The following is a 24426-nucleotide window of genomic DNA, read 5'->3' on the forward strand; positions in this document are numbered from 1 at the left end:
GCCTCTTCATGGAGTCTGGAAGGCCGCCGTGAGTCGATTCAACCTGCGATGCCGAGTCATTCGTGATGCCACCGCTACTTCAGTCCCATCTCCATCCAAAAAAAGCATCCAAAAGCGCCAATGAGAAAGGCAAGTCCGGGCACACTGGCCCATCCATATCTTGCAAGCGCGGGGCGCTCAGATCCGCCAACGAGCCGCCAGACACGCCTCCCGTCTGGCACATCCTCCGTAAACATGGGACCACGGAACTCTGATAATCATTGGGTGCGTTCATCCATCCGCTCCAACAGCTCATCGCGCCGGGCAATGCCGTTGAGCTAGCTTACCAATCGAGCATTCTCACTATTCCTGTTTGCGACACGGCTCGGCAGACGCGCTCCTGATCGTTACTAGACAAACCAGCAAAGGCGCATTTTAGCTCGCTAAGGCACTTCCCCTGATAGCGGAATACGGGCTGGCTAAAGATACCGCCGTAGATATGCGCGTCAAAGCGTTCTTCTCGGCGGTCCATCGCGGCCGCATTGGCTGTCATGTAAGGAGCGTAAGTGTTGCCGATTTCGAGGAGAAGCGGCCTTAATCGCTCCGCCACCGTTTCCAGGTCAATCCAGGCATCGACGGGCTCGAACCCTGAAAGATCATCCGTGAAATCAGTCCACGCACGAAGTCGGGGCGAGACGGCATCCGCAAGCGCTTTGGAAGCATGGTCGATACCGACGAGCTGAGATAATTGTCCCTGAATCGCAAAGTCGGCGCTTGAGGGGCGCTCGCCAAACAGAAACAGTCCAGTCTCCAAGACCAAGTCGAAAACACGCAGGAATTCGCGGTAGCTGCGCTCGATTGTGGGCGTATTGGCGGAAGAGGCACCTACGAGCGGCATTCTTGCAATCTGCCGCTCTGCGAACGATTTTGCACGACCTCGCCCCTCATCGGACGGTAGGGCGGGGTTATCCCAATATGTCAGAAGGCCTGATATCCAGTCGACGTGCTCATCATACGACCAGCGAAAATGAAAGACGGGCTTCGCGAGCCATTCATCCGCATAGTCTTCGATGAGGTCGTTGAGGAATGCCAGTGCCGGATCTGGAGGAATAACGGATCGACCCTCGAAAAGGTTTTCGGTCCGCCGAACGATTGGCGTTGAATCGATTGCGGGAGAGTTGGCCTCGCCAGGATCGAAATAGACGATTGGCAAAAGCGGAACTTTCGGCAGCACCCTGCCCGTTTGGCGAGCGGCCGGGTCGATCCAACGCACGCGATGCGGAACGCGCCGATAGCGCAAAACCGAGATAAGCTTGCGTGTGTAGGGCGAGCCCGGCGTGCCGGCCACCAGCATCGTGTCCACCTCGGCGTCGGTCGACGTGCTCTCGGATGCATCTGTCATGGCAATTCCAAACCGTTCATTGGCACTGAATACAGGAATTATCTACAAATGCGACTCTTTGATGCTTTAAGCCTTGCCATGGCTCTGGCAGCCATCTAAAGCGACATCATGTTGCATTAAACTGCGGAGGGTTAATTGGCGAAGGCCGAACTGACATCGAGAGCGAACCGGACCTTGTCGGACATTGACCGGCAGTCCTTTCTGCACCCCTTCAGTTCGATTGCGGATCAGAAGGTGAAGGGCGCACATGTCCTGGCCCGCGGCTCGGGAGCGACGGTAACGGGCGCGGACGGTCGGCGTTTTCTCGACGGTGCGTCTGGCCTGTGGTGCGTAAATGTGGGGCATGGTCAGGAAAGCATCATTGAGGCAATGACCAAGCAGGCCCGCGAACTGGCCTTCTTCCATAATTTCAATGGCAGCGCGACGGAATCCGTTATTCGTCTGGCGGACAAGATCATCGATCTTGCACCCGACAACATTGCACGTGTGTTCTTTGGCAATTCCGGGTCCGATGCAAACGACACCAATATAAAGCTGATCTGGCTCTATAATAACCTTTTGGGCCGGCCGCAGAAGAAGAAGATAATCGCTCGTCGGCGCGGTTATCACGGCGTCACGGTCGTGGCGGGCAGTTGCACGGGGCTGGCCAATGTTCACGCCCGCTTTGATCTGCCCATTCCGGGCATATTCCATGTGTCCGAGGCCGATTGCTATCACAATGTCGATGCCGGTGATGAAAACAGCGAAGCGCAATATCTTTCGAAGCTGCTCAGCGAACTCGAAGATCTGATCGAGCGCGAAGGGCCAGAGACAATAGCAGCGTTTATTGCTGAACCCGTCATGGGGACGGGCGGGGTGCTCATCCCACCGACGGACTATTTCCCGCAGGTCAAAAGGTTGCTCGATAAACACGATATTCTTCTTGTGCTGGACGAGGTCATCTCCGCCTTCGGTCGGCTTGGAGACTGGTTCGGTGCAGATCGTTTCGGAGTTGAGGCCGATCTGATCACGACTGCAAAGGGCTTGACGAGCGGCTATGTGCCAATGTCGGCTTCGCTGATCGGCGAGAAGATCTGGAACGTATTCGACGAGGCGGCGGACGAGCTAGGCGCTCTAGGGCACGGCTTTACCTATTCGGGGCATCCCGTCGCAGCGGCGGCCGCGCTGGCCAATCTGGAGCTGATTGAGACACATAATCTCGTGGACGCGGCTCGTATCCAGGGCGACAGGATGCTCCGGACGTTGCAAAGTTCAATCGCAGGCCATCCCCTGGTTGGCGACGTCCGGGGGGCTGGGCTGATGATCGGGGTCGAACTCGTCGCCGACAAGTGCTCACGTCGCAATTTCGAACCTGCGCTAGGCGTCGCGAAGCGCGTGCAACTGGCCTGCCTCGAGCACGGTCTTCTGGCAAGAGCTCTGCCCACGAACGATGTGTTGGGTTTTTCCCCGCCATTCATCGTATCGGATGCCGAAATCGACGAAATGACTGAGGCTCTCAAGCAGGGCCTCGATATTGTCGCGTCCGATCTTGTCGCAGAGGGGGCTTTGTAACATGGCGGATCGGCTCAGTGGAAAAGTTGCGGTCGTCACCGGCGGCTCGCAGAACATCGGCGCAGCATTTTCCAGGCGACTGGCGGATGAGGGTGCGCGCGTTATCATCGCAAATAGAACGCGGTCGTCGGCGCTTCGGATCCTCGAAGAGATCGAGGCGGTCGGCGGTGAAGCGCACTCGGTCGAGTGCGATGTCTCCGATCCGGAGGCCATCGAACGGGCGGCGGCGGACATTGAGGCGCGGTTCGGCGGGATCGACATCCTCGTCAACAATGCCGGGATCTATCTTCACGATCACCTCAATGACGTGACGGTCGAACAGTGGAGGACGCAGGCCGACATCAATTTGGCGGGCGTGTTGTTCTTCAGCAAGGCGGCCGCTGATCAAATGAAGCGAAAGGGTCGCGGTCGAATCATCAACATCGGCTCCGCTTTCGGGCAGGACGGGTTTCAGGGTGCGAGCATCTATGCGGCAACGAAGGCAGGGGTCGCGCAGATGACCAAAGTGCTGTGCCTGGAGCTTCGCGATTTCGGCATCACCGTAAACTGCATAGCGCCGGGCTGGATCGCCACCGACATGAATGCCGCCATGCGCGCGGATCCCGAAGGGGAGTTTTCCCGCCGCGCCCGTGAGCGTTTCGGAGGCGACGGAGTGTGGATGGAGCCTGAGGAGTTGGCTGGCGCACTGGTATTTCTCGCGTCGGACGACGCCGCTTCGGTCAACGGAGTGGTCTTGCCGGTCGACAAAGGTTGGGCGGCGTACTGACGATGCGGCTTGCGACCGATACCGGAGGCACGTTCACCGATCTGGCGGTAGAGGAAAGTTCGGGCGATGTTCGGCTTTTCAAAGCCCCGACAACGCCTGATAATCCCGCCCGCGGGGTCATCGATGTGCTGGGCAAAGCGGCGGAGAGTTTCGACTGTTCGCTTGCCGCTTTGCTGGCGAATACCAAGTCCTTCGTGCATGGAACGACCCATGCGCTCAACGCGCTTGTTACGGGCAACACCGCGCGAACCGCTCTTATCGTTACGAAGGGCCATCCGGACATCCTGACTTTGCGCGAGGGTGGCCGGAGTGACCCATTCGACTTCTCGATCGCTTATCCCCGCCCGTTCATACCTCGATCGCTGACATTCGAAATCGCCGAACGCATCGGGCCGACCGGAGACATCGTGGGGCCCCTCGATCTGGATCACGCCCGCGCGACTATCAAAGAATTGTCGGGCCGCGACGTCGAAGCGGTCGCGGTTTGCTTCCTTTGGTCGGTCGCCAACGGAAGCCATGAATGCGCTGTCGAGAGCATGTTAGCGGAGCAACTTCCGGGCATTCCAGTGTCGCTTTCGCACCGGGTGAATCCCATTTTGCGCGAATATAGACGCGCAGTCGCAACAGCTATCGACGCGTCACTCAAACCCGTGATGTCGACCTATCTTGGAGACCTTGAGAGCGCACTAATTGAGGCCGGCTATCACGGGCCGATCCACGTTCTGACCTCGCAGGGAGCGATGACGGATATCGGGGAGATGGTCAGCACCCCGATCCTTTCGGTCAATTCGGGTCCTTCTATGGCTCCAGTGGGAGCGCGGGCGGTCATCGCCACGGAGTATCCAGATCAAGAAGGCGACACGGTCATCTTCGACACAGGCGGGACCACCTGCGATGTGAGCCTGATCCGATCGGGGAGAATTCCGCGGACTCAGGAATGCTGGCTCGGGTCGCCCTTCCGCAGCGACATGACCGGGTTCCCTTCGGTCGATGTAAGGAGCGTCGGGTCCGGTGGCGGATCTATTGCCAGTGTTGACGGCGGTGGCGTGCTTCGCGTCGGTCCGCAGAGCGCCGGCGCAATCCCTGGTCCAGCCTGCTACGGGCTCGGCGGCGAGAATGTCACGGTGACCGATGCCGCCCTGCTTCTAGGTTATATTGACCCCGCCAATTTTCTCGGCGGCGCTCGGGCGCTCGATATCGCCGCGGCGACGACCGCCTTGGAGGAGAAGGTTGCGCGCCCGCTGGGTCTTGACAATGACGCTGCTGCCTTTGCCATTCTGGAGGTTGCGACCGAACATATGGTTCAGGCCATCAACGACATTACGACTAAACAGGGAATCGATCCGTCCAAAGCGATATGTGTTGGTGGCGGTGGTGCGGCGGGACTGAACGCCGGGGCAATCGCGCGCCGTCTGGGCTGTCGCCGGTTGGTCCTCCCGATGGCTGGCGCGGCGCTCAGTGCGTTCGGCGCAATTGAGGCGAGGGTATCAAAGGAGTTTCGCCGCGTCTGGCGCGCGCACACGAGAAACTTTGACCAAGCGACTGCGTCGGTGCTTCTTGCCGATCTGAAAGGGGCGTGCATTTCGTTCGTCGACAAAGCGAGTCCGGGTGCAAAGCCCGACATCTCTTTCAACGTGCAGGCGCGATATCCCAACCAGATTTGGGAAATCGATGTCGAGATTGATGCGGATTCTATTTCATCGGGCTCGATCGATCAATTCAAGTCAGCCTTCCACGAAGAGCACGAGCGTCTCTTCGCCTATTGCGAACCCGAATCTCACATCGAAATCCTGTCATGGAGCGCCCTTGCTGAGATCCCGAATGATCGTGCCGACAGCGACACATCGCTTGCTTCAAGTCAGCCGCAGATGCAGCGGCGTTCGGTTTTCATCCCGGAATCCGGCCGCACCCTCATTCCGGTTTTAGCGATGACGGCGCTTCCCCCGCAGGAAACAATCGAGGGTCCCGCGATCGTCGAGACCGACCTCACGTCGATCTATATCGAACCTGGCACTTCCTATTTCCGCTCTGCGGCGGGGAACCTTGTCGTATCGCCGTTCGGTTTGCAGGATACCGTTTGATGACCGCTAGTCCCGTAGAGCTACACGGAGCACAGCTGGCGGTGCTCATTGCGCGCCTCGAAGGCATAGCGCGCAAGATGACCAACACCCTGTTCCGCACCGGACGCTCGGGCGTGTTGAACCGAGCCCGCGATTTTTCATGCTGCATAGTGACGGCCAATCATGAGTTGATCGCATCCGCCGACGCGCTGCCGATCCATGTCTTGATCGGTCCGGACATGATGTCCGTGGCGACCAAGGAGTTTCATCCGAATTTGGTGCGCGGCGACGCCTTTCTGAACAATTCTCCGTATCACGGTTGCTCGCATGCAGCCGATCACACCATCTTGGTACCGGTTTTTGACGACACCGAAACGCATCGGTTCACCGTACTCGTGAAAGCGCACCAGGCCGATATCGGTAATGCCGCGCCTACCACTTACCGGGGTGATGCCCGGGACATATACGAAGAAGGCGCGCTCATCTTCCCATCGGTGAAAGTTCAGTCTGGCTATGAGGACATAGACGACATCGTCCGCATGTGCCGGATGCGCATCAGAGTGCCGGATCAGTGGCATGGCGATTTCCGGGCAATGATGGGTGCCGCGCGCATCGGCGAGCGCGAAGTTGAGGCTATGGGACGCGACGTTGGATGGTCCGTCCTGCAAGCGTTCGCCGAACAATGGCTCGATTACAGCGAAACGCTCATGAGCGAGGCTATTGCGCGTTTGCCGGCGGCGGAAAGCACTGGTGCCAGCCGACATGACCCGATGCCCGGAACGCCTCCCGAAGGTGTGGAGATAAAAGCGCGGGTGGCTATCGATCCGGCTGAGCGTCGCATCGCCGTCGACCTTCGCGAGAATCCCGATTGCTTGCCTTGCGGACTGAATCTCAGTGAAGCTTGCTCCAGAACGTCGGCTTTGGTCGGCATCTTCAACTCTATCGGCGGCGGTGTCCCACGCAATGCGGGAAGCTTTCGGCGTGTCGACATTCAGTTGCGAGAGAATTGTGTCACCGGGATCCCGCTTCATCCGACAAGTTGCTCGGTGGCAACGACCAATATTGCGGATCGCGTGACGCACGCTGTGGAGTTAGCGATTGCGAGGGTCGCCGAGGGTCATGGGCAAGCCGAGTGCGGCGCCGCCCAGCCTCCGTCTTGCGCGGTCGTGTCTGGGACCGACCCCAGAACCGGCACAGCGTTCATCAACCAGCTTTTTCTCGGCTGCACTGTCGGCGCCGGTACCCCCTGGGGCGATGCTTGGCTCACATACACGCATGTAGGCAACGGTGGCATGAGCTTCATCGACAGTGTCGAGATCGACGAGCTTCATCACCCCATCTGCGTGTTCGAACGTCGCTTGATGCCTGATACGGAAGGTGCGGGTACCTTTATTGGCGCGCAAAGCCTGAAGGTCGCCTTTGGTCCCGTCGGGTGCGATCTGGAGGTCAGCTATGTGAGCGACGGCGTCCACAACCCTCCCATGGGGGCAAGAGGCGGTGGAACGGGAGGCGCGGCTGGCCAATACCGGATCGACGCCAACGGGAACCGGCATGAATTGGACGGCTGCGCTAGCGTCGTTCTGGGTGACGGCGAGCAGATCGTCTCGATTAGCGCGGGAGGCGGGGGATATGGCGACCCGCGCCGACGGGAGACGGGCCTTGTTGAGCGCGATGTCGAAGAGGGGCTTCTCAGCCCAGAACGGGCGCGCCGAGTCTATGGCTTCTGCATCGATGACGCCTCGACGGCCTCAACCCCTGCTGCAGCTCATGAAATTTCGGGGGAGAATCAGGAACAAGGTGGCGGAAATGTATGAGAAGTTCGGGTTGTATATCGCCGGCGAGTGGCGACAGACTGTCGAGTCATTCGAGGTGTTCGATCCTGCCACCGAAGAAGCTCTTGGCACCGTCCCTTCCGCGTCCGAACAGGATATCGAAGCGGCGATAACGGGTGCCGTGTCGGCAGCCAGCAGCTGGCGAGCGACCGCTCCCCGGGAGCGGAGCGCACTTCTTCGCAATGCCGCAGGGTTGGTCCGCGCAAGGCTTGACGACTATGCAAGGATCATGACGTTGGAATCGGGCAAGCCGCTCGATCAGTCGAAAGCAGAATTCGCCGGCGCCGCCGACTATTTTGATTGGTATGCCGAAGAAGCAAGGCGGATCTATGGGCAAGTGATCGATCTCGGCGCTGGCAACGCTCGCGTCTCGGTCCGATACGAACCGGTTGGTCTCGTCGCGGCGTTCACCGCCTGGAATTTCCCCGCACTCCTGCCGGTCCGCAAGATCGCAGCCGCTCTTGCTGCCGGGTGTCCGGTCATCCTGAAGCCGGCGTCGGAATGTCCTGGGTCGGCCATGGCATTGGTTGAGGCGCTCCACGAGGCGGGATGTCCGCCAGGGGTGGTGGGTCTTCTAGCGGGATCGTCCGCCCTTATTTCGGGAAAGTTGATTGACGACCCGCGGGTTCGCAAGATTTCGTTCACCGGTTCCACCGAGGTAGGCAAATCGATCCTCAAGCGGGCCGCCGGAACCGTGAAGAAGGTTTCGATGGAACTCGGCGGACACGCGCCGGTTATCGTCTGCAGTGACGCGGATCCCGAGTTCGCAGGGCGGATGGCCGCGCAGGTGAAATTTCGCAATGCAGGCCAGGTCTGCATTTCACCTAGCCGATTTTACGTACATGGCTCGCTGCACGAGAGGTTCAGCCGCTCGTTCGCCGACTATGCGCGCGGTCTTGTCCTCGGGCCGGGTATGCAGGATGGCGCTGAAATGGGTCCGCTCGCCAGCAAACGGGGTCTAGCCCATGCCGAGCGGCTGGTCGACGACGCGGTTTCGGGTGGCGCTGATCTCCTTGCGGGTGGTGGACGGCCGGCGCGCTTCAACAAGGGTTGGTATTTCGAGCCAACGGTTCTGGACAACGTGCCGGACGATGCGGCGGTCATGCGGGAGGAGCCCTTCGCTCCCGTCGCACCGATCGCTCCCTTTTCGGACCTCGACGAAGCCTTGGCTCGTGCGAACGATACACCTTACGGACTGGCCGCATATGTCTTCACGCAATCGCTCTCAACGGCCAATCGGGTATCGGAGGAACTGCAGGCTGGCATGGTCGGCGTGAACGACCTCTTATTGAGCACCCCCGAGGCGCCTTTTGGCGGGATCAAGGAGAGCGGTATTGGCCGCGAAGGCGGCGCACTTGGAATCTATGATTACCTCGAACCCAAATATGTGAAGACGGCTTTGTGAGATGACCACACCCACTGCACCGCAAGGTATCGATGGCGGACTGACCGATTACGGTGACAAGGAATTTTCGAGATATCTGAGGCGGTCTTTCGCCAAATCGATGGGCTATTCGAACGAAATGCTCGATCGCCCGATTGTCGGCATCGCGAACACCGAGAGCGGTTTCAACAGCTGCCACCGGCACTTCCCTGAACTGCTCAAGGCTGTCGAACGCGGGGTGCTCGCTGCGGGCGGACTACCGATCGTGTTTCCAACCATCTCCTTAGGGGAAATGTACCTCGCTCCGACCAGTATGCTCTATCGAAACCTCATGGCGATGGACACCGAAGAGATGATACGCGCAAGTCCGATGGACAGCGTGGTGTTGATGGGTGGGTGTGACAAGACTGTCCCGGCCCAGGTGATGGGAGCAATCTCTGCCGGGAAACCGGCGATCCAGCTCGTAGCTGGCCCAATGTCTACTGGCCGTCATCGTGGGGAACGCTTGGGCGCGTGCACGGACTGCCGCCGGTTTTGGGCGCGATACAGAGCGGGAGATATTACTGCAGAGGAAATCGACCAGGTCGAAGGGCGGTTGGCGACAACACCCGGAACCTGCGCGGTAATGGGAACGGCCAGCACGATGGCTTGCCTTGTCGAAACTCTGGGTCTTATGCCCGCCGGCAGTGCATCCATCCCAGCGGTACATACCGATCGACTGCGTGTCGCCGAGGAGACCGGGCGCCTTGCAGTGGGTCTAACCGAAAGTGGTGTACCGTTCAGAGACCTCATTACCGACGCTTCGATAGAAAATGCCTTGACAGTCCTGCTCGCGATCGGCGGGTCCACGAATGCGATCATCCATCTCACGGCAATCGCGCGCCGCGCTGGATGCGAAATCTCGCTGAAGCGTTTCAATGAGCTGTCCGAGACCACCCCCGTACTCGTCGATCTCAAGCCGTCAGGCGATCATTATATGGAGGACTTTTTCGCGGGTGGAGGTGTTGGAGCAGTTCTGCGAGAGCTCGAACCGCTTCTCAATCTCGAGTGCCGAAATGTGTTCGGCGAAACGCTCGGTGATCGCATAGAACGCGAAAAAGACAATTATGTTGATCGTCGCATGGTCCGCGCGTTCGACGATCCGATCTCGCATGTAGGCGGGTTAATCGCTCTTTTCGGTTCTCTTGCTCCCGATGGCGCTATCATCAAACGCGCTGCCGCCGATCCAACGCTTTTCGAGATCGAAGCGCGAGCATGCGTGTTTTCGTCGCTCGAGGATCTCGCGGATCGGATCGACGATCCGAATCTGGATGTGCGGCCCGATGATGTCCTGATCTTGCAGAATGCCGGCCCCAAGAGCGCCGCCGCCATGCCCGAAGCGGGATGCCTTCCGATACCGGCAAAGCTTGCTGCCTCCGGTGTCAAGGACATGGTCCGAATCTCGGATGCGCGCATGAGCGGCACGGCATACGGCACCGTCGTCCTCCATGTATCGCCCGAGGCGGCGGTTGGCGGGCCTTTGGCGCTGGTTAAGTCGGGTGATCGTATAGCCATGAGCGTCGAGAAGCGGCGTCTCGACCTGCTGGTCGACGAGCGAACCCTTGCGGTTCGGCGGGATGCATTGGCACGCTCGTCCGCGCTCGAAGCAACCGAGGAATTCGGGTATCGAACGCTTTATCGGCAAAAGGTGCAGCAGGCCCATCTGGGTTGCGATTTCGACCTTTGGTAACGATGTTCTCGCGACCAAATGGTGCGCAGGATGTGGCTCGTTTTCCGAGTGTCTCGGCAAATACTCTCGCTATCGAAGCCACATTGGCTGAACGTTAGAGATCACGGCTGCCGCCCGGCGTGTTTCCCATGCAATTGGGGCCGGGCGAGCAGCCGAGACGGACCTCAGAATCGATAGCTCAAACTAGCGCCGTAGGTGGGCGGGTCATTGACGAAGGTATTGAACGATCCTGGCTGCAGCGGGGAATCGAAGATGACGTTGAAGATCTCTTCGTCGGTGATGTTTTTGCCCCAGACCGCGATATCCCAGCCATTCGCATCGCTGAGCAAAGTGATACTGGCGTTGAGAACGAAGCTGTCTCCCTGACGGGTGTTCGGGTCGAGGTTCTGGCCGATCAGATAATCGTCGCGGAATCTGTAGTCGGACCGAAATACGAGTTCCAGATCATTTCCAACCGGCTGCACATACTCGATCGTGCCGGTCACTGTCACATCGTTGGCAAAGTTCAGGCTTCGTCCAGTGAGGTCCTGAGTAATCGCGCCGGCCTGGGCCTGCTCCAGGGTTGGCTCTGCCGTCGTGAAGGATCCATAGGTGATGTCCTGGAGCGTAAGCCCTCCGGAAAATGTCAGTCTTTCCGTCGGGCGAAAGATATATTCGAACTCCATGCCGATGCCCTCGACCTCGGCGGCGTTGCGGATCGTGAAAAAGATCCCATCGAAACTGTTCGCCTGAAAATTTTCAAGCTCCTGATAGAATGCAGCCACGTTGAGAACGAGACGGTTGTCGAAAAACTGGCCTTTCAACCCCGCCTCGTAGGAGTCCACCGTTTCAGGTTCGAAAACGGCGAGCGAAGGGTCTGAAACGGGATTGGTCGCTGTCTGCCCTCCGGCGGTTTGGCTGAGATTGATGCCGCCCGATTTGTAGCCCCGGGCGTAACGCAGATAGGCGCTGGCATCGTCGCTGATTTCATAGGAGAGGTTGGCGGTTCCTGTGACAACATCATCATCGAATGCGGCCGTGTAGGGCGTACCGGGCGGAAAAACCTGAAAGCCGGCGAGCGGCGCGAAGGGCGCCAGTGGACCCGCGAGCGGTACGGTTGCGAACGTATCCGAGGAGGCAGGATCGGTATCAGACGACTTGCTTTCGTTCGTGTATCGCAGACCGCCAGTTACACTCAACTGCTCAGTGATATTCCATGTCGCCTGCCCGAAAAATGCGAAGCTTTCGGAAGAATAATCGTAGGTGGAGAGATCACCTTGTCCGTCGCCGAAAAAGGTTCCCGGCGGCGTCCCGGTCACGAATTCGAGGATATCCAGATTACCTTCAGAAAGAACGTCCGCGTAGGCGCGGAAGTCAGAACCGAAGAAGCCCGGGTTGGAGGCGTCGATCGACTGATCGAAATAATAAAAGCCCATGAGCCAGTCGATCGTTTGTCGCCCGGTGCTTGCCAGCCGGAGTTCAACAGAAGTTTCTTCGATGTCCTGGGTCTGGCCAAAATTACGTAAGAGATCGAGTTGCCCGAAATCAGCGTCTACGTCAGGCGTCGTGTCGAATTCGCGATGGGCAAGGATTGCGTTGAATTCGACGTTGTCGAAATCCCATTGCAGGTCCGCAGAGATCCCCCAATCAGTGAAGCTGTTGTCATATCCTTGACCAGGCGTGACGGCGACTTCGCGCTCGAAAGGATCCGTGATCCCGTTGGTATTGGGTTGCAGGGTTCCGCCGAGCGCCTCGATGATCCCGGCGGTAGGGCCGTACAGCGCATAGGGCGCGGCGCAACAAGACTCGTTCGCCTCGGCATAGTCGCCGATCAGCCGCAGACTGACGTCCTGCGAAATATCCCAAAGCAGCTGCCCGCGAACCGTCACGCGATCGAGATCGTTAAAGTCCTGACCGGTAACGAAGTCTTCTATGAAGCCGTCGCGTGCCTGATATTGGGCGGCGATGGAGCCTGCCAAAACATCCTCAACGATAGGACCTGTAAGTCGGCCGCGGACCTGGACCAGATCATCGGAGCCATAGGTCAGTGAGAGCAGGCCGCCAAAATCATGACTCGGCTCATTGGTCCGTATCGAAACAACTCCCGCCGAGGTGTTCTTGCCGAACAGAGTGCTCTGCGGGCCGCGTAGAATCTCGATCTGTTCGACGTCGAGGAGATCAACGAATGCGGAACCGATGCGACCTCGCGCCACGCCGTCGATTACTACGCCGACCGATTGTTCGAGACCACTGTTTTGGCCAGCGGTCCCGATCCCGCGAATGGTGAGAATCTGCTGACTGCTACCGGTTGTGCCGTTAACGAGGAGAGAGGGGGACAATTGCTCGAGATCGCGGAGGTCGCGCACCTGAGCGGCTTCGATATCTGCCCCAGAGATCACCGAGACTGCAACAGGAACGTCGATAAGGCTCTCGGAGCGCTTCTGAGCGGTTACAACGATGGTGTTCTCGGGAGAGATTTCATCTTCGTTTGCGCTTTGAGCCCATACAGCGGACGGCATTGCCGCACTTGCCAGCAGCGCGCCTGCCAGCGATTTGTAAATCGTCTTTTCCATTGGTCCTACCCTCTGTTTGTTTCGTCTGCTGATTGGTGATTTGGCATCACGCGGTCATTTGAGATGGCTTAGAATTGCGGCGACGCAGTCATCGGCCGCGTCAAACTGCACGAAGTGGCCTCCGCCATCGATTCGATCCAAGGTCGCGTGCGGGATCATGGCGGCCCAGGTTTCCGCCCACTCCCAAGGATAAACCTCGTCCGCGTCGCCGAAGATCAAGTGGACCGGGCAGGACTGCCATAATTTTAGTGTTTCGAAGATGCGGTTGTGGTCTGAACCGGTTTCCGCGTTTTCTCGCAGTCCGAAGGGAATCAGGTATGGGAAAGCTTGTGCGCCAGCCTTCGATTCAGGCGTGGTAAACGGAGCGTCGAAAGCGCTGCTGACCAGCGCGGGATCATGGCCGCCTCGCTTCATCGCAGCGAAAACGATCTGGCCGACCGGCATGTCATGTCCGAACGATTCAGGATCGTCGCATTTCTTCATCCATTCCCACAGGCGAGGGGAGTAGGTCACTCCTTCATGCCACACTGTCGTATTAAAGATGAACAGGCGCGCGAATCTTTCGGGTTGGTCGACCGCTTGTCGCAGGCCGATGGCGCCACCCCAATCCTGCACTACGAGATGGATGTCGCGCAGGTCGAGCGCGTCAATGACGGCGCGCAGCGCACCGCAATGGCGTTCATAAGTATACCAGTCTCGGGATGTAGGCTTGTCGCTCTTGCCGAAGCCAGGCAAATCAACCGCAATGCAGCGATATCCCGCTTCGTTCAGCGGCCCTATCCAGTCTCTGTAAAGATACGACCAGCTCGGCTCGCCGTGACCAAGCAGGAAGGTGCCCTTGGGGTTCTCAGGGCCTTCATCGACATAATGTATCGAAACGCCATCGTATTCGATGAAATTCGGCTGAAATGGGAAGTCGCGTATCTCCGCGAATTGCGTTGCATCGGCCTTTATTACGTTCATTACTTCCCCATCCCCTAATCAGCATCAAAGAGCATTAAAACAACATTTGTCGCTTTTGTGGTTAGGGCAAGCGATATTGGTTCTCTGCGTAGGTCGAGAATCATTGGCTAATCTCTGCTTCGAAAGACCGTGCCGGGCCCTAAATGGACTTGCGTGGACGAATTCCGATAGCCCCCGACCGGTATCGGGAGCCGATCATGAGTCGTAGAGCCCCTCAGGGGCACTCGGCTCGATTCGGCCATGATGATAGAAGCGTCCATACTCAAGGGTTAGCACCTTCCATCTCCTAACGCAACATAATGTCGCATTAAAGGCGATAGTCTAGCACAAATGTGGCGCCAGCGCCCGATCGACGAGCTGTTCGACCTCAGTTTTAGATGGCCCGGCTCCTGTGCGCAGGGACAGCAGGTAGAAGGGGCCAAAAGTCTGATCGATCAGTCCGTCGAGATTGTCGATCGGAGTGAGTTCCTTGCGCTCAATCCCACGCTTCAGGATTTCGCGGGTGAACTCGAAACGTTGTTCCCAAAAGTCGCGCACTGCTTCGCCGACTTCAGGGTCCTTGCGGGCCTCAACACCCATGACCTGCATAAAACTCGCCGATAGGGGCGTTTCCATGAAATCGCTGAGTTCGGTCATTAGTTCGACGAGATCGGTCTGAACGCTGCCGGTATTGGGAGTAGGGGCGTTGACATGCATGAATTCAAGCATGGCAGATGCGACCAAGCGGGGTTTCGACTGCCAGCGTCGATACAAAGTCGCCCGATTGACACCCGCGCGATCGGCAATTTTTTCGAATGTGATATCCGCGTAGCCGGTTTCGCGTAGAAGCTCGAGCGTTGCCTTCGCGACCGCTTTGCCGACACGCTCGCTTCGCCCAAGCGGACGTTCCATCGGGGTCGCTTCAAGTTTGTGCAGTGCATTCTTGCTCATCCGCCTCTTTTACGCGGTGCCATCAAAGATGTCTGCCCGTAATTTCTACTGCCCTGGCAGCGAGACTTGCGGGCACAAAGACCCCGACAGATTCATAAGTAAAGCTTTAAAGCAACAACATGTTGCATTAGCATGATTGGGATGATAGCGATGGCAACGTCGTCCGGCATGAGCGTTGCGCTGACGCGGAGAACAGGACGGCCGACGATCGGAGGGGTAATCAAGGAATGCTTATCGACCCGCGAGGATATCGCCAGTTTCACAACGATGACGGGCTCAACTACATGTTGAATCGGCTTGCCTGGGTCATACCGGTCGAAGATCTGCACGACGTCGCGTCCCGCATCGAAACGCTCGAGGATTGGGTTCGCGAAATGACACGGGAGGCGCTCCGCGCGGAAGCCGACGGCCGCAATGCAATCGCTTCCAAATATTATCAGGGCGCCGAATTCTACATGGCGCAACAGACACCGGGCAAGCTCGAAGCTTACGAGAAGTTCGTCGAGCTCCACGATCTTGCCTACCCGGAAATTGCTGCGCTTCGGGCGTCGGTTCCTTTTGGCGATGGTGCGTTGCCTGCGCTGGACAGGCCGGCCGAGGGGCAGGAGCGCGGCGTAATTCTCGCTCACAGTGGCTATGATGGGCTGGTTGAGGAAATGTATCCCACCCTCGAACCGCTTGCAAAAGCGGGCTATAGGGTCATCGCCTTCGAAGGGCCGGGACAGGGCGGCGCGCTCCGCCGGCATCATTTGAAAATGACCCGTGATTGGCACCGCCCCGTGGGCGCTGTCCTGGATCATTTCGGACTTTCGGAATGCACCCTTGTCGGCGTGTCGCTTGGCGGGTGTCTCGCGCCTCGCGCGGCGGCCAAAGAGCCAAGAGTGAAGCGTGTCGTTTCCTGGGGCGCGATGTATGATTTTTTCGATACATTCGCGCAGCGAATGGGGCACACGAAACTCGAAATTCTGAGGCAACTGACCCTTCTGGGAGCCGCACCGATTATCAATGCAGCGGTCAAATCAGCCGCGAAATCTGACCAAACGATGCGATGGGGCTCAGCTCATGGCCTGCATGTTACAGGCATGAATTCCCCGTATGAGTTTATGAAGTGGGCGATGGGCATCAACCTGCACGATGTTCACGACCAGATCTGGCAAGATGTCCTGATTATCATGGGGACGGATGATCACATCGTCCCGATTGGCCAGCTTCACGATCAATCCAGCGCGATGATGCAGGCGCGATCCGTCACCACTCGCCTGATGACTGCCGAGGAAAATGGCGCGCAACATTGTCAAGTTGGAAATCCGTTTCTGGCAACGGACGAGATCAGGAGATGGCTTGAAGGCCTGGACCTGCGAAACAGTCAATTACCTAGACTGGCCAACGCCGACGGACCGACTGATCACGAAGATTCACGCACAGCCACCCTACAGGCACCTGCGCCGTTCCCGCCAAACGGCGTGTTGCCGTAGGCCACCTCGCCGCTTCAGCTTAATTTTCCGGAGACCAAAATGCGCGTAGGAGTTCCAAAAGAAGTCAAGGATCAGGAAAACAGGGTTGGACTTACTCCCGGAAGTGTTGAAGCATTTGTCAGCGAAGGTCACACGGTTTTGGTAGAGACCGGTGCTGGCCTGAACCGCCAAACGTCCAGCGCGGTGGCGCGGACATCAACTTATGCCCTCAACAACGCCACACTCCCTTACGCACTCAATCTCGCCAAGTATGGCTGGCAAGAAGCAGCCGCGCGTGATCGCCATCTGGCCGCTGGTGTATGCATCATCCGTGGTGAGCTCGTGAGCAGCGCAAATGGCGGCGCGGTGATGGTGTCAGACTAAAGTGGCAGGAAACGGTGCGGGTCGTTCGTTGCGGCAGCCTCGTCAGACACACTGCGCCTCTTGTGGAATGCGGCTGCGAGGATAGGGCGCACGCATGCCAAAGCGCCGCATACCAGCTAGCCCATTCAAGCGCTTTAACTCATCGCCTGAGGTCATTCGGCTAGTGATGATGATTATGTTCGCTTTTCTCTAAGCTTGCGAAACATTAAGGACCTTCTGGCCGAACGAGCGCTCGACATTTGTCAAGCGCGAGAGGCATTCTACCGAGCACCTGGCCTACGAGGTCATCAAAGAGGCCGGCTCAACAGGCATATTGTGGGAGAAACTATGGCCGCAAGTCCCAAAGCTTTGGCTGATCCGGTGCACTGAGCTGGGTCGAACAATGGCTCAATGGCATAAGCTGGGGCGGATAAAATTTGATGTTTGGGGGCCAAATCGGCGCTCGGCCAGAGATGGAGACCTCATTCGCGTCGCAAGCCTTACCGAACCGAATGCGTAAATTCGGCTGTCACGTTGTGCTGATTGTTGGTGCCGCAAGCGCTGATAGCGCACATTCCGCAATCGGCCCAGCTTGCATCTTAGTCCAATGGCATGGATTGGGGTCGAGCGCGGATCGTCTGATCGTAGCAGGAAACCGTAGCAAGCGGAATGTTTGTCTTGGACAGATTCGATTGGTTGGAATTGCACGGTCCGCGATTGGCCGAGATGGTGTGGTTCGGCCCATAACATCAAGTTCAGTTAAGAGGTGCATAAACGAGCGTGTCATGTGCCAGACCCAACTGCGGCTCGCGAAGCGACAAGCAGGCCTAGCGGTTCGGCGAACAGCGATGGTCATTTGAGTGCGGAAGTACTTGGCAAACCCTCCAGACTGTCATCTCCTCAACTGGGGGTGACGGTCCCCTGGTCCATGTCGCTGCGCACAGCGCTATAGCCTCGCAAAGGATCCGACGATCTTGGAGAAGCCGACCGGATCCTCAAGCTCGGGGAAATGCCCAACATGTTCGAGCCGAACGAGTTCGCAATCCTTCGCCAATGATAGCGACGAGTTCTTATCCGTTTCCACATGCGATTGGTCCTGCTCGCCCCATATTGCGAGCGTCGGTTGCAGAGGTGGCTCGAACGGAGCTTCGCTCGCCGAGAGGTAATTCTGAAACATCGTTGGAAGCGCGAAGGTTGCCCCTTGGTCAAACGCCTGGGCCGTGCAGGTGCAGAAGTGCGCCACCGCAGGCGTGTCGGCCATCGAGTGCTCGTACCACGCGGGCGCTCGCGGTTTCATCATACGTGGAAAGAGGATTTGGCCCAGAAACGGCGTGGACACGATCCCCTTTGGGTCGCGGCGCTTCTTCCAGAGCATTTCTTCGGACCAAGACGGAACCTGGATGGCGACAAGGTGGCTGCACAGCTCGGGGTATCGACTTGCAACATCGATCGCAGCGTAGGTTCCGCCACACGAAAATGCGAGGATAGCCGGCCCTCCCGCAACCGATTGCAAGAACCTAGCAACCCCATCGTTCACCGGCTGGAATCCGAAATCGTAACCAGGCTTGGGTACGGAAAATCCGTTGCCGGGCGCTTCAAAGGCGATGACGGTAAATCGCGATTTCAGGGCGGCGAACAGGGCATCATAGACCTCCAATGTGGCAGGGCCGTCGCATAGAAATACGATAGCCGGGCCGCGACCTGCCAGCTTATATCGTATCAGGCAAGCATCATCTTCGTAGAAATTGATATCGGAGCAGGAGCGAGAGGGAGGACCCGTGCGAGCCCATTGGATGCGCTCCTTCCAATTTCTCGTCTCAAGTCTTGCGGCCAGTTTAGAGAGCAGCATCGCGAATAATCCTTATGCGAAGGGAATGAGTACAGCGGACATTGCCACCCGGCCTATCTCGCCATGCTCATCAAACAATGCGCCTTCACCCAGACCAATTCCCTCCGGCATCCAGGTTGTCTTGGGCCTTATTCCGATATGTTCCCCGCGCGGATGTCGCGCGAGGGCGACCTGAAGATTGATGTTGGGGTCGGCCAGCTTCGGCTCGGAAGGACGAGCGAGGCCGTGGGTCCAATCGGCAGGTCCCAACACACTCGCAAGCGGAGTAGCATCCGGGGTGATCTCGTCCTTCTGGCGGAACCAGATAATTCCATCAGCGCCGGGTCGTATTTCAAAGTTGTCCATCAGCCACGGGCGACCATGTGGAGCGGCTCGTGTGGGAAGAGGATCGATCTTGCCAACATCGATTTCTGATGGGGTCTTCGCAGAGATCGCTAATTCGCCAACAGGATGGATCACGCAGACGGTCGCTGATGCGGTTTGTTTCCCATCTGCCCAGACCTCGTTGGTCAGCACACTTGAACGGCGACCCCGGCGAAGAATCTTGGGATTGGTCTTGAGCGGCATGAGAGGAGTCGGGCGGAGAAACTCCACAGACACAGACATCGCCACTCCCATGCTTTGCTGCGTGGCAATGTTCTCGATCTCCGCGACCATGACAGAAGCGACGCCCCCACCTTGTAGCCCGGTGAATGGTCCTTGCGCCTGTTCACTACCCGTCCAGTGACCGGAATCGTCTTGTTCAAAAATCGCCATCTTCTGCCAAACTTGATTGAGGTTATTTCAACTGATAATAGCGTTATGGCGGAACAATCGCTGGAATAAAGAGAGTTTGATTCATGTTTGATGAAAATAACTCATCTATTTCTTCCATACCTTCGACAAAATCTCTCATGGCGTTTGAGAGAGCTGCCGCGCATCTTTCGTTCATCGATGCCGCAGAGGAATTGGGCAGAACGCCATCGGCGATTTCCCACGCTGTTCGCGCTCTGGAGCAGCAGATCGGCGTAAGCTTGTTTGAGCGCGTGGGCAGAACCGTTCGCTTGACCAATGCGGGTGCGGACTATTGTGAAGCCATACGTTCAGCGCTGCGAGAGCTGGAGTTGGCGACCATCCAGGCTCAACGTGCGCGGCAAACCAATGTGGTGCGGATCAGCGCCTTGCCTTTCTTCACCAGCACCGTCCTTTTGCCCAACCTCGCCCGCTTCGAGGAGAAGAACCCAGGACTAGAGTTGAAGATTGAGACATCCAACGCGTTCGCAGATATTCGGCGTGGAGAGGCCGATATCGCGCTGCGGTTTGGCGGCGACCACAGTCAAGGTCTGGCCTGCAAATCGCTCGTTTCGGTAAGTGGTCTCCCGGTTGCTTCGCCGCAATATTTGCGGGATGCGCCTCCCCTCAAACACCCAAGGGAGATCTTAGACCACGCACTGATCCACGTGCGCGCAAGTCCAGCGGCTTGGCAAGACTGGCTGACAGCAGCCGGATGCGAGACAGACAAAAGCGAGCCTGGTCTCGCGTTCGATTCAATTCTTGGCGCGCTGGATGCCGCTGAAAACGGGCACGGGATCGCGCTGGCGATGGATCCGCTTATCCGCCGACATCCCTCATTCGGAACCCGGCTGACGGCACCCCTAAATGAAGTGAACGCCGAAACTCAGGACTACAATTTCTTATGTCAGGAATCGCAATGGCTCTCGCCAAACATTCAGAAAACCTACCGCTGGTTGCAGGATTGCGTTGCTGAATTCGCCGATGCTTGATCGCTCACACCGATTTAAATCCTGAGTTGCCGATCGCACCTTGATACCGTTTCGAAATTGGAGAAAATGAAGATGGGAAAAGTCATTCTGATCACCGGTGCCTCATCCGGCATTGGCGCGCATTGCGCCCGATAGGCGGTCACGTCAGGGCACAAGGTCGCGCTTGCTGCTCGTTCCAAATCGAAATTGGACAGCCTTGTCGATGAGCTTGGACCTTCGAGCGCCTTTGCGGTCGAGTGCGATGTGACCTCCCCCAGTTCACAAGAAGCGATGGTCGAGGCAGCTGTGGGCCACTTCGGCAGATTGGACGTCGCCTTCGCCAATGCCGGATTGGGTGCAACCGCGACCGGCACCGAGCACGGCAATATCGAGAACTTCAAGGAGATGATCCTCGTCAACAATTTTGGCGTCACCCTGACCTGCAAATTCGCCATCCCGCATCTTCGAAAGAGCAAAGGACATCTCGTGCTGATCGGTTCTCAGGCCGGGCATGTGGCGTTGTCGGGCTCTGTCTATAGCGCGACCAAATGGTTCATTCGGGGCTATGCGAAGAACCTCTCCAACGAGCTCACCCCTCATGGCGTGAGGGTGACAAGCATCGATCCGGGGATGGTGGACACGCCATTCTTCGATGAAGAGAAGCCGAATGCACTCAGGCCCGACGATATCTCAAACGCATTTCTCTACGCGATAGAGGCACCGTCGCACGCCCGCATTGCCGAGATTGAGATCAATCCGATGGTCGGCGCGCATCACTCTTGAGGCGAATTGTAGGACGAGTGATTTAGACCGAACAGCGTTGATCGTTGTCGATCCCTACAACGATTTCCTGTCTGTGGGTGGGTGAGCTTGGCTGTTGAACCGCGCGACGCTCAAGCGCCTCAGCACGAATGCGAACCTGGTGCGTGTGCTTTCCCATGCCCGCGCACCCGGTCTGAAAGTGTGCTATGCGCCGCATGCGCGCTATTGCAAGGGACTGTTCGACCATCGCCAGTTCCTGAACCCATCGATCTATCTTGCGCGGTTCTTCCGGACATTCAGCGCCGCGGGTTGGGGTGGCAGGTTTCGAAAGGGCCTTGAGCCGCGCCCAGGTGAGTTTGTCGCAAGCGAGCACCTTGTTTCAAGTGGCTTCGTCGGCACCGACCTGCACGAAAATCTGTCCAGAGCGAACATCACCCATGTCGTCCTGTGTGGCTGTCTGTCGAACACCTGCATCGAATCCACTGCACGCAGCGCAATCGAACTAGGTTATCGGGTAACGATCGTGTCCGACGCGCTGGCTGCGATGTCAGTTGCGGATCACGATGCGGCGATTGAAACTGGTTTTCCGATGTGCACGCATGCGGTGATCTCGACCGAGGATTGGATCGGGGAGATGAGCTAATGATTGCCAAACTCGTAGATCGGTTTGGCCGGGTGCTGACGAATCGCCACGCTAAAGGATATGGGCCGTTCGAGGCCCGTCAGACTGCGGTCTTGGTACTGACCCCGCAAAATGACGCGGTTATCGAAGGCGGCGGATTAGCCGGACTTTGCGAAGTTCCGGTTGATCGTCAAAAGCTGAGCAATTTCTTGCAGCACTGTCGCGATCGTGAATGGGCAATCTATCATTCTCCAATGTCATGGTCAGACGACCAGCTCCAAATCCTGATCGACTCTACAAAGCACATGGATGCGCTGCGGAAAAATAACCTGCTGCGGAAGGGCTCTACAGGTGCGGACCTGGCAGAAGACCTTGCACTTGAGGGCGACCATGTTCTGCCAGAAAGACGCGGCTTCAATGCTTTTGTCGACACTGATTCCTCTGCCAGAATGGCGGTCGAGTACGATTTCTATGTGACCGTGGTTCGGGATCTGCTTGCCGCTTACCGGCAGATTGATCTCGTGAACACCATGATCATCACTTTGCCGCGGATCGTAGCCCGCGTTGTGACCAGCCAGCAGTCGGCACCTTGAGAGGAAAGTCGATCGAGCAACTCTCGTGATCGACTACCCGGCAAACTGGGCGATGGCTGCGATCAGGCTGATGATCGCTTGAGCGGCGTCCATGGCGAAGATGAAGAACATCGGTCCGGACAACACGTACCAATAGCTTTCACCTTGCCGCTCCCCGTTTCGAAGGATGGGGACGTTGAATATGAATTGCGAGAAATGCGCTGCTGCAAGCACAAGCAGCAACAGGCCGCGCTCAATTGAATTCGAGAACAGCGTAGATTCCGTCGCCCACAGCACCACCAACATCAAGGACAGGAGAGCGAGCGCGGCATTCATTCCGCCGAGAAACCGCGCCAATGCTGCGGTTGTCAAAAACACAGGAGAATGTCTTGCTGATTTCGGGACAAGCACCTTGGCTGCGGCCAGTTGCTGAAAGCTGAAATACCGAAACGCGGCGCTGAACCATAGCGCGCTCGCAATGAGGGCAAGTGGATATGCAATTTCTGCGATCATGATACCAAGGCTTCCCGATTAGCTTCGTCATGCTTGAAACCTCGATTGCAATTAGCTGCCGGCGAGTTTAGTTCAAGGCTGGACTTTCATTAATTCAAGATTGAACTAAATGCAATGGCTCATACTTTCCGCGCTTATCACAGCCTGCATCAAGCTCACTCAGCGGTCTTTCGGGCTGCGGATAAAGCACTAAAGAAACAGGAGGGTATTCAGACCGCGCATCAATTTATCTTGTTCGTCCTGTATGTCGAAGACGGGCTCCCCAGTGCCCTCGTCGCGTCACGCGCTGGAATGTCAAAGTCTCGTCTGACCGGCCTTACCAACACGCTGGAAGACAAAGGCCTCATTCGTAAGCAGCGGGGCGAGAAAGATGCGCGTCAGCAAGTCCTCTATATCGCACCAGAGGGTCGCGCACTGATTGAACGGACGAAGGATTGGGTTTCCGAGATGAACGCCGATCTACTGGCCGATTTTGATGAAAGAGAAAGAATGGCGATTGAGAAGTTCTTGCGCCGAGCGGCCTCGTCTCGGTGACTGAGCCACGACGATTCTGCTCAACGCAGGATGATCGCACTATGACAGGGAGGCGTAATACCTCTTCCAGCATTCAATGCCGAGCGCATTGTAAGCTTTCATATCGTCGACAACCTGTTGGAAGTCAGAGCGATCAATCAGCTCTGTCGGCAAGAGTGGGTCGAAATTGATCAGCCGGATGACTGATTGACCGACCAGCAGTGTTTCCTTTGCCGCTTCGGCGTCGCTCATTCTCGCCACCTTTTGAGAGCTTTGCGCCATCGCTTGGATGGCAGCGCTGTAAGATGCTGCGATTTCCTCTGCCGACCACAGTCCGGTCCAGTCTTCCCCCTCCATCACCGCAAGCTCCGTGACGACCAAAAACTTTGCCTCTTGGTCCAGACCCAAATCGACCAGAGAACTTCGTGTGGCGGCGAGTGAAGCTGCGAGATTGTTCGGGCGCACCCATAGTGCACCGTCGGTCTCTGCGAAGCCGCTGAGACGCAGCGCACGTTCTCGCGATCGCAGCCGGGTCTTGTCGGTTCGCCCCAAATGGCTCGTATGCACAATAAGCCAGTCACCCGACCAAGGACGAACCTTTTCCATGGCCGATTTCCAGCTTGTCACCTGACGCTGCATCGCTTGGCCGTTTGGCCCGATCTTGTAACTTCCGCGCTCTATCACCTCCAACGTGCCGTCTTTTGTAAGTCGTGTAATAGCCATACGCATTGCTGCAGGCTCAATGTTGAACAAGGCGCCCGCCGCAACCAGATTGGCGGCTGACTGTCGCTCGCTATCGGTCACACTCAAAAGCGACAGAGCCAGTTTCTTTGCGGACATATCCGCCTGGATAGGAAGATCAGAATATAACTTCATTTGACTCATTAT

Annotated in this window: 19 protein-coding genes and 3 pseudogenes; 14 read left to right on the plus strand and 8 right to left on the minus strand. The window is 57.4% G+C overall.

Going from position 1 to position 24426, the window contains the following annotated elements:
• Window positions 1-322: 322 nt before the first annotated feature.
• Complete coding sequence (locus Q0778_RS11340) at window positions 323-1381, minus strand: glutathione S-transferase family protein (protein WP_298336193.1); 1059 nt, start codon at window positions 1379-1381, stop codon at window positions 323-325.
• A 135-nt stretch (window positions 1382-1516) separates the two neighbouring features.
• Between Q0778_RS11340 and Q0778_RS11345 the strand changes: the two genes are divergently transcribed.
• From Q0778_RS11345 to Q0778_RS11370, 6 genes are read left to right on the plus strand one after another with little or no spacing between them, the layout of a single operon-like run.
• Window positions 1517-2932: an aminotransferase gene (locus tag Q0778_RS11345; RefSeq protein ID WP_298336195.1), complete on the plus strand. Its 1416-nt coding sequence runs from the start codon at window positions 1517-1519 to the stop codon at window positions 2930-2932.
• Window position 2933: 1 nt separating this feature from the next.
• Window positions 2934-3698, plus strand: a complete 765-nt coding sequence (locus Q0778_RS11350; RefSeq protein WP_298336197.1) for an SDR family NAD(P)-dependent oxidoreductase — start codon at window positions 2934-2936, stop codon at window positions 3696-3698.
• 2 nt (window positions 3699-3700) lie between these two features.
• Window positions 3701-5779 (plus strand): hydantoinase/oxoprolinase family protein, encoded by a 2079-nt coding sequence (locus Q0778_RS11355; protein WP_298336199.1) that lies wholly within the window; start codon window positions 3701-3703, stop codon window positions 5777-5779.
• Window positions 5779-7572 (plus strand): hydantoinase B/oxoprolinase family protein, encoded by a 1794-nt coding sequence (locus Q0778_RS11360; protein ID WP_298336201.1) that lies wholly within the window; start codon window positions 5779-5781, stop codon window positions 7570-7572. The genes Q0778_RS11355 and Q0778_RS11360 overlap by 1 nt, the downstream gene beginning before the upstream one ends.
• Window positions 7565-8995: an NAD-dependent succinate-semialdehyde dehydrogenase gene (locus Q0778_RS11365; protein ID WP_298336202.1), complete on the plus strand. Its 1431-nt coding sequence runs from the start codon at window positions 7565-7567 to the stop codon at window positions 8993-8995. The genes Q0778_RS11360 and Q0778_RS11365 overlap by 8 nt, the downstream gene beginning before the upstream one ends.
• A gap of 1 nt (window position 8996) precedes the next feature.
• Window positions 8997-10703 (plus strand): dihydroxy-acid dehydratase, encoded by a 1707-nt coding sequence (locus tag Q0778_RS11370; RefSeq protein WP_298336204.1) that lies wholly within the window; start codon window positions 8997-8999, stop codon window positions 10701-10703.
• A 164-nt stretch (window positions 10704-10867) separates the two neighbouring features.
• On the opposite strand, the gene Q0778_RS11375 is transcribed toward Q0778_RS11370, so the two are convergent.
• From Q0778_RS11375 to Q0778_RS11385, 3 genes are all read right to left on the minus strand, one after another.
• On the minus strand, window positions 10868-13255 hold the full coding sequence (locus Q0778_RS11375; protein ID WP_298336207.1) for a TonB-dependent receptor: 2388 nt from the start codon (window positions 13253-13255) through the stop codon (window positions 10868-10870).
• A 54-nt stretch (window positions 13256-13309) separates the two neighbouring features.
• Window positions 13310-14218, minus strand: a complete 909-nt coding sequence (locus Q0778_RS11380) for an alpha/beta fold hydrolase (RefSeq protein WP_298336209.1) — start codon at window positions 14216-14218, stop codon at window positions 13310-13312.
• A 321-nt stretch (window positions 14219-14539) separates the two neighbouring features.
• Window positions 14540-15148 (minus strand): TetR/AcrR family transcriptional regulator, encoded by a 609-nt coding sequence (locus Q0778_RS11385; RefSeq protein WP_298300594.1) that lies wholly within the window; start codon window positions 15146-15148, stop codon window positions 14540-14542.
• A 227-nt stretch (window positions 15149-15375) separates the two neighbouring features.
• Between Q0778_RS11385 and Q0778_RS11390 the strand changes: the two genes are divergently transcribed.
• The 3 genes and pseudogenes from Q0778_RS11390 to Q0778_RS11400 form a co-directional block, all read left to right on the plus strand.
• The gene (locus tag Q0778_RS11390) at window positions 15376-16623 is read left to right on the plus strand and encodes an alpha/beta fold hydrolase (protein ID WP_298336211.1); all 1248 of its coding nucleotides are present in this window, start codon (window positions 15376-15378) and stop codon (window positions 16621-16623) included.
• A 39-nt stretch (window positions 16624-16662) separates the two neighbouring features.
• A pseudogene (locus Q0778_RS11395) lies at window positions 16663-16791 on the plus strand (alanine dehydrogenase); the annotation flags it as partial.
• A 15-nt stretch (window positions 16792-16806) separates the two neighbouring features.
• Window positions 16807-16986, plus strand: a pseudogene (locus Q0778_RS11400) (alanine dehydrogenase); the annotation flags it as partial.
• Window positions 16987-17911: 925 nt separating this feature from the next.
• On the opposite strand, the gene Q0778_RS11405 reads toward Q0778_RS11400, so the two are convergent.
• Window positions 17912-18814: an alpha/beta hydrolase gene (locus Q0778_RS11405; RefSeq protein ID WP_298336213.1), complete on the minus strand. Its 903-nt coding sequence runs from the start codon at window positions 18812-18814 to the stop codon at window positions 17912-17914.
• Between the two features lie 12 nt (window positions 18815-18826).
• Window positions 18827-19570, minus strand: coding sequence for an acyl-CoA thioesterase domain-containing protein (locus tag Q0778_RS11410; protein ID WP_298336216.1), 744 nt, complete (start codon window positions 19568-19570; stop codon window positions 18827-18829).
• 137 nt (window positions 19571-19707) lie between these two features.
• Here Q0778_RS11410 and Q0778_RS11415 point away from each other — a divergent pair, with 137 nt between their 5' ends.
• From Q0778_RS11415 to Q0778_RS11430, 4 genes and pseudogenes are all read left to right on the plus strand, one after another.
• A complete protein-coding gene (locus tag Q0778_RS11415; RefSeq protein WP_298336217.1) occupies window positions 19708-20577 on the plus strand; it encodes a LysR substrate-binding domain-containing protein in 870 nt (289 codons plus the stop codon).
• A 150-nt stretch (window positions 20578-20727) separates the two neighbouring features.
• A pseudogene (locus tag Q0778_RS11420) lies at window positions 20728-21339 on the plus strand (SDR family NAD(P)-dependent oxidoreductase); the annotation flags it as partial.
• 94 nt (window positions 21340-21433) lie between these two features.
• Window positions 21434-21961 (plus strand): cysteine hydrolase, encoded by a 528-nt coding sequence (locus tag Q0778_RS11425; protein WP_298300612.1) that lies wholly within the window; start codon window positions 21434-21436, stop codon window positions 21959-21961.
• Window positions 21961-22533 (plus strand): isochorismatase family protein, encoded by a 573-nt coding sequence (locus Q0778_RS11430; RefSeq protein ID WP_298336219.1) that lies wholly within the window; start codon window positions 21961-21963, stop codon window positions 22531-22533. Before Q0778_RS11425 ends, Q0778_RS11430 begins: the two co-directional genes overlap by 1 nt.
• Window positions 22534-22566: 33 nt before the next feature.
• On the opposite strand, the gene Q0778_RS11435 is transcribed toward Q0778_RS11430, so the two are convergent.
• On the minus strand, window positions 22567-23025 hold the full coding sequence (locus Q0778_RS11435; protein WP_298336220.1) for a hypothetical protein: 459 nt from the start codon (window positions 23023-23025) through the stop codon (window positions 22567-22569).
• Window positions 23026-23139: 114 nt separating this feature from the next.
• Between Q0778_RS11435 and Q0778_RS11440 the strand changes: the two genes are divergently transcribed.
• On the plus strand, window positions 23140-23559 hold the full coding sequence (locus Q0778_RS11440) for a MarR family transcriptional regulator (RefSeq protein WP_298336222.1): 420 nt from the start codon (window positions 23140-23142) through the stop codon (window positions 23557-23559).
• 39 nt (window positions 23560-23598) lie between these two features.
• Here the strand turns inward: Q0778_RS11440 and Q0778_RS11445 are convergent, their stop codons facing one another.
• Window positions 23599-24414: a hypothetical protein gene (locus Q0778_RS11445; protein ID WP_298336224.1), complete on the minus strand. Its 816-nt coding sequence runs from the start codon at window positions 24412-24414 to the stop codon at window positions 23599-23601.
• Window positions 24415-24426 lie beyond the last annotated feature (12 nt).

Origin of the sequence: uncultured Erythrobacter sp. (assembly GCF_947502395.1) — a bacterium.
GTDB lineage: Bacteria > Pseudomonadota > Alphaproteobacteria > Sphingomonadales > Sphingomonadaceae > Erythrobacter.

Coding starts and splice junctions, on each gene's coding strand:
- Q0778_RS11370 (WP_298336204.1), top strand. CDS start 8,997: ATGACCACACCCACTGCACCGCAAGGTATCGATGGCGGACTGACCGAT.
- Q0778_RS11410 (WP_298336216.1), bottom strand. CDS start 19,570: ATGGCGATTTTTGAACAAGACGATTCCGGTCACTGGACGGGTAGTGAA.
- Q0778_RS11355 (WP_298336199.1), top strand. CDS start 3,701: ATGCGGCTTGCGACCGATACCGGAGGCACGTTCACCGATCTGGCGGTA.
- Q0778_RS11340 (WP_298336193.1), bottom strand. CDS start 1,381: ATGACAGATGCATCCGAGAGCACGTCGACCGACGCCGAGGTGGACACG.
- Q0778_RS11415 (WP_298336217.1), top strand. CDS start 19,708: ATGGCGTTTGAGAGAGCTGCCGCGCATCTTTCGTTCATCGATGCCGCA.
- Q0778_RS11430 (WP_298336219.1), top strand. CDS start 21,961: ATGATTGCCAAACTCGTAGATCGGTTTGGCCGGGTGCTGACGAATCGC.
- Q0778_RS11440 (WP_298336222.1), top strand. CDS start 23,140: ATGGCTCATACTTTCCGCGCTTATCACAGCCTGCATCAAGCTCACTCA.
- Q0778_RS11390 (WP_298336211.1), top strand. CDS start 15,376: ATGCTTATCGACCCGCGAGGATATCGCCAGTTTCACAACGATGACGGG.
- Q0778_RS11445 (WP_298336224.1), bottom strand. CDS start 24,414: ATGAAGTTATATTCTGATCTTCCTATCCAGGCGGATATGTCCGCAAAG.
- Q0778_RS11435 (WP_298336220.1), bottom strand. CDS start 23,025: ATGATCGCAGAAATTGCATATCCACTTGCCCTCATTGCGAGCGCGCTA.
- Q0778_RS11365 (WP_298336202.1), top strand. CDS start 7,565: ATGTATGAGAAGTTCGGGTTGTATATCGCCGGCGAGTGGCGACAGACT.
- Q0778_RS11375 (WP_298336207.1), bottom strand. CDS start 13,255: ATGGAAAAGACGATTTACAAATCGCTGGCAGGCGCGCTGCTGGCAAGT.
- Q0778_RS11350 (WP_298336197.1), top strand. CDS start 2,934: ATGGCGGATCGGCTCAGTGGAAAAGTTGCGGTCGTCACCGGCGGCTCG.
- Q0778_RS11380 (WP_298336209.1), bottom strand. CDS start 14,218: ATGAACGTAATAAAGGCCGATGCAACGCAATTCGCGGAGATACGCGAC.
- Q0778_RS11385 (WP_298300594.1), bottom strand. CDS start 15,148: ATGAGCAAGAATGCACTGCACAAACTTGAAGCGACCCCGATGGAACGT.
- Q0778_RS11360 (WP_298336201.1), top strand. CDS start 5,779: ATGACCGCTAGTCCCGTAGAGCTACACGGAGCACAGCTGGCGGTGCTC.
- Q0778_RS11405 (WP_298336213.1), bottom strand. CDS start 18,814: ATGCTGCTCTCTAAACTGGCCGCAAGACTTGAGACGAGAAATTGGAAG.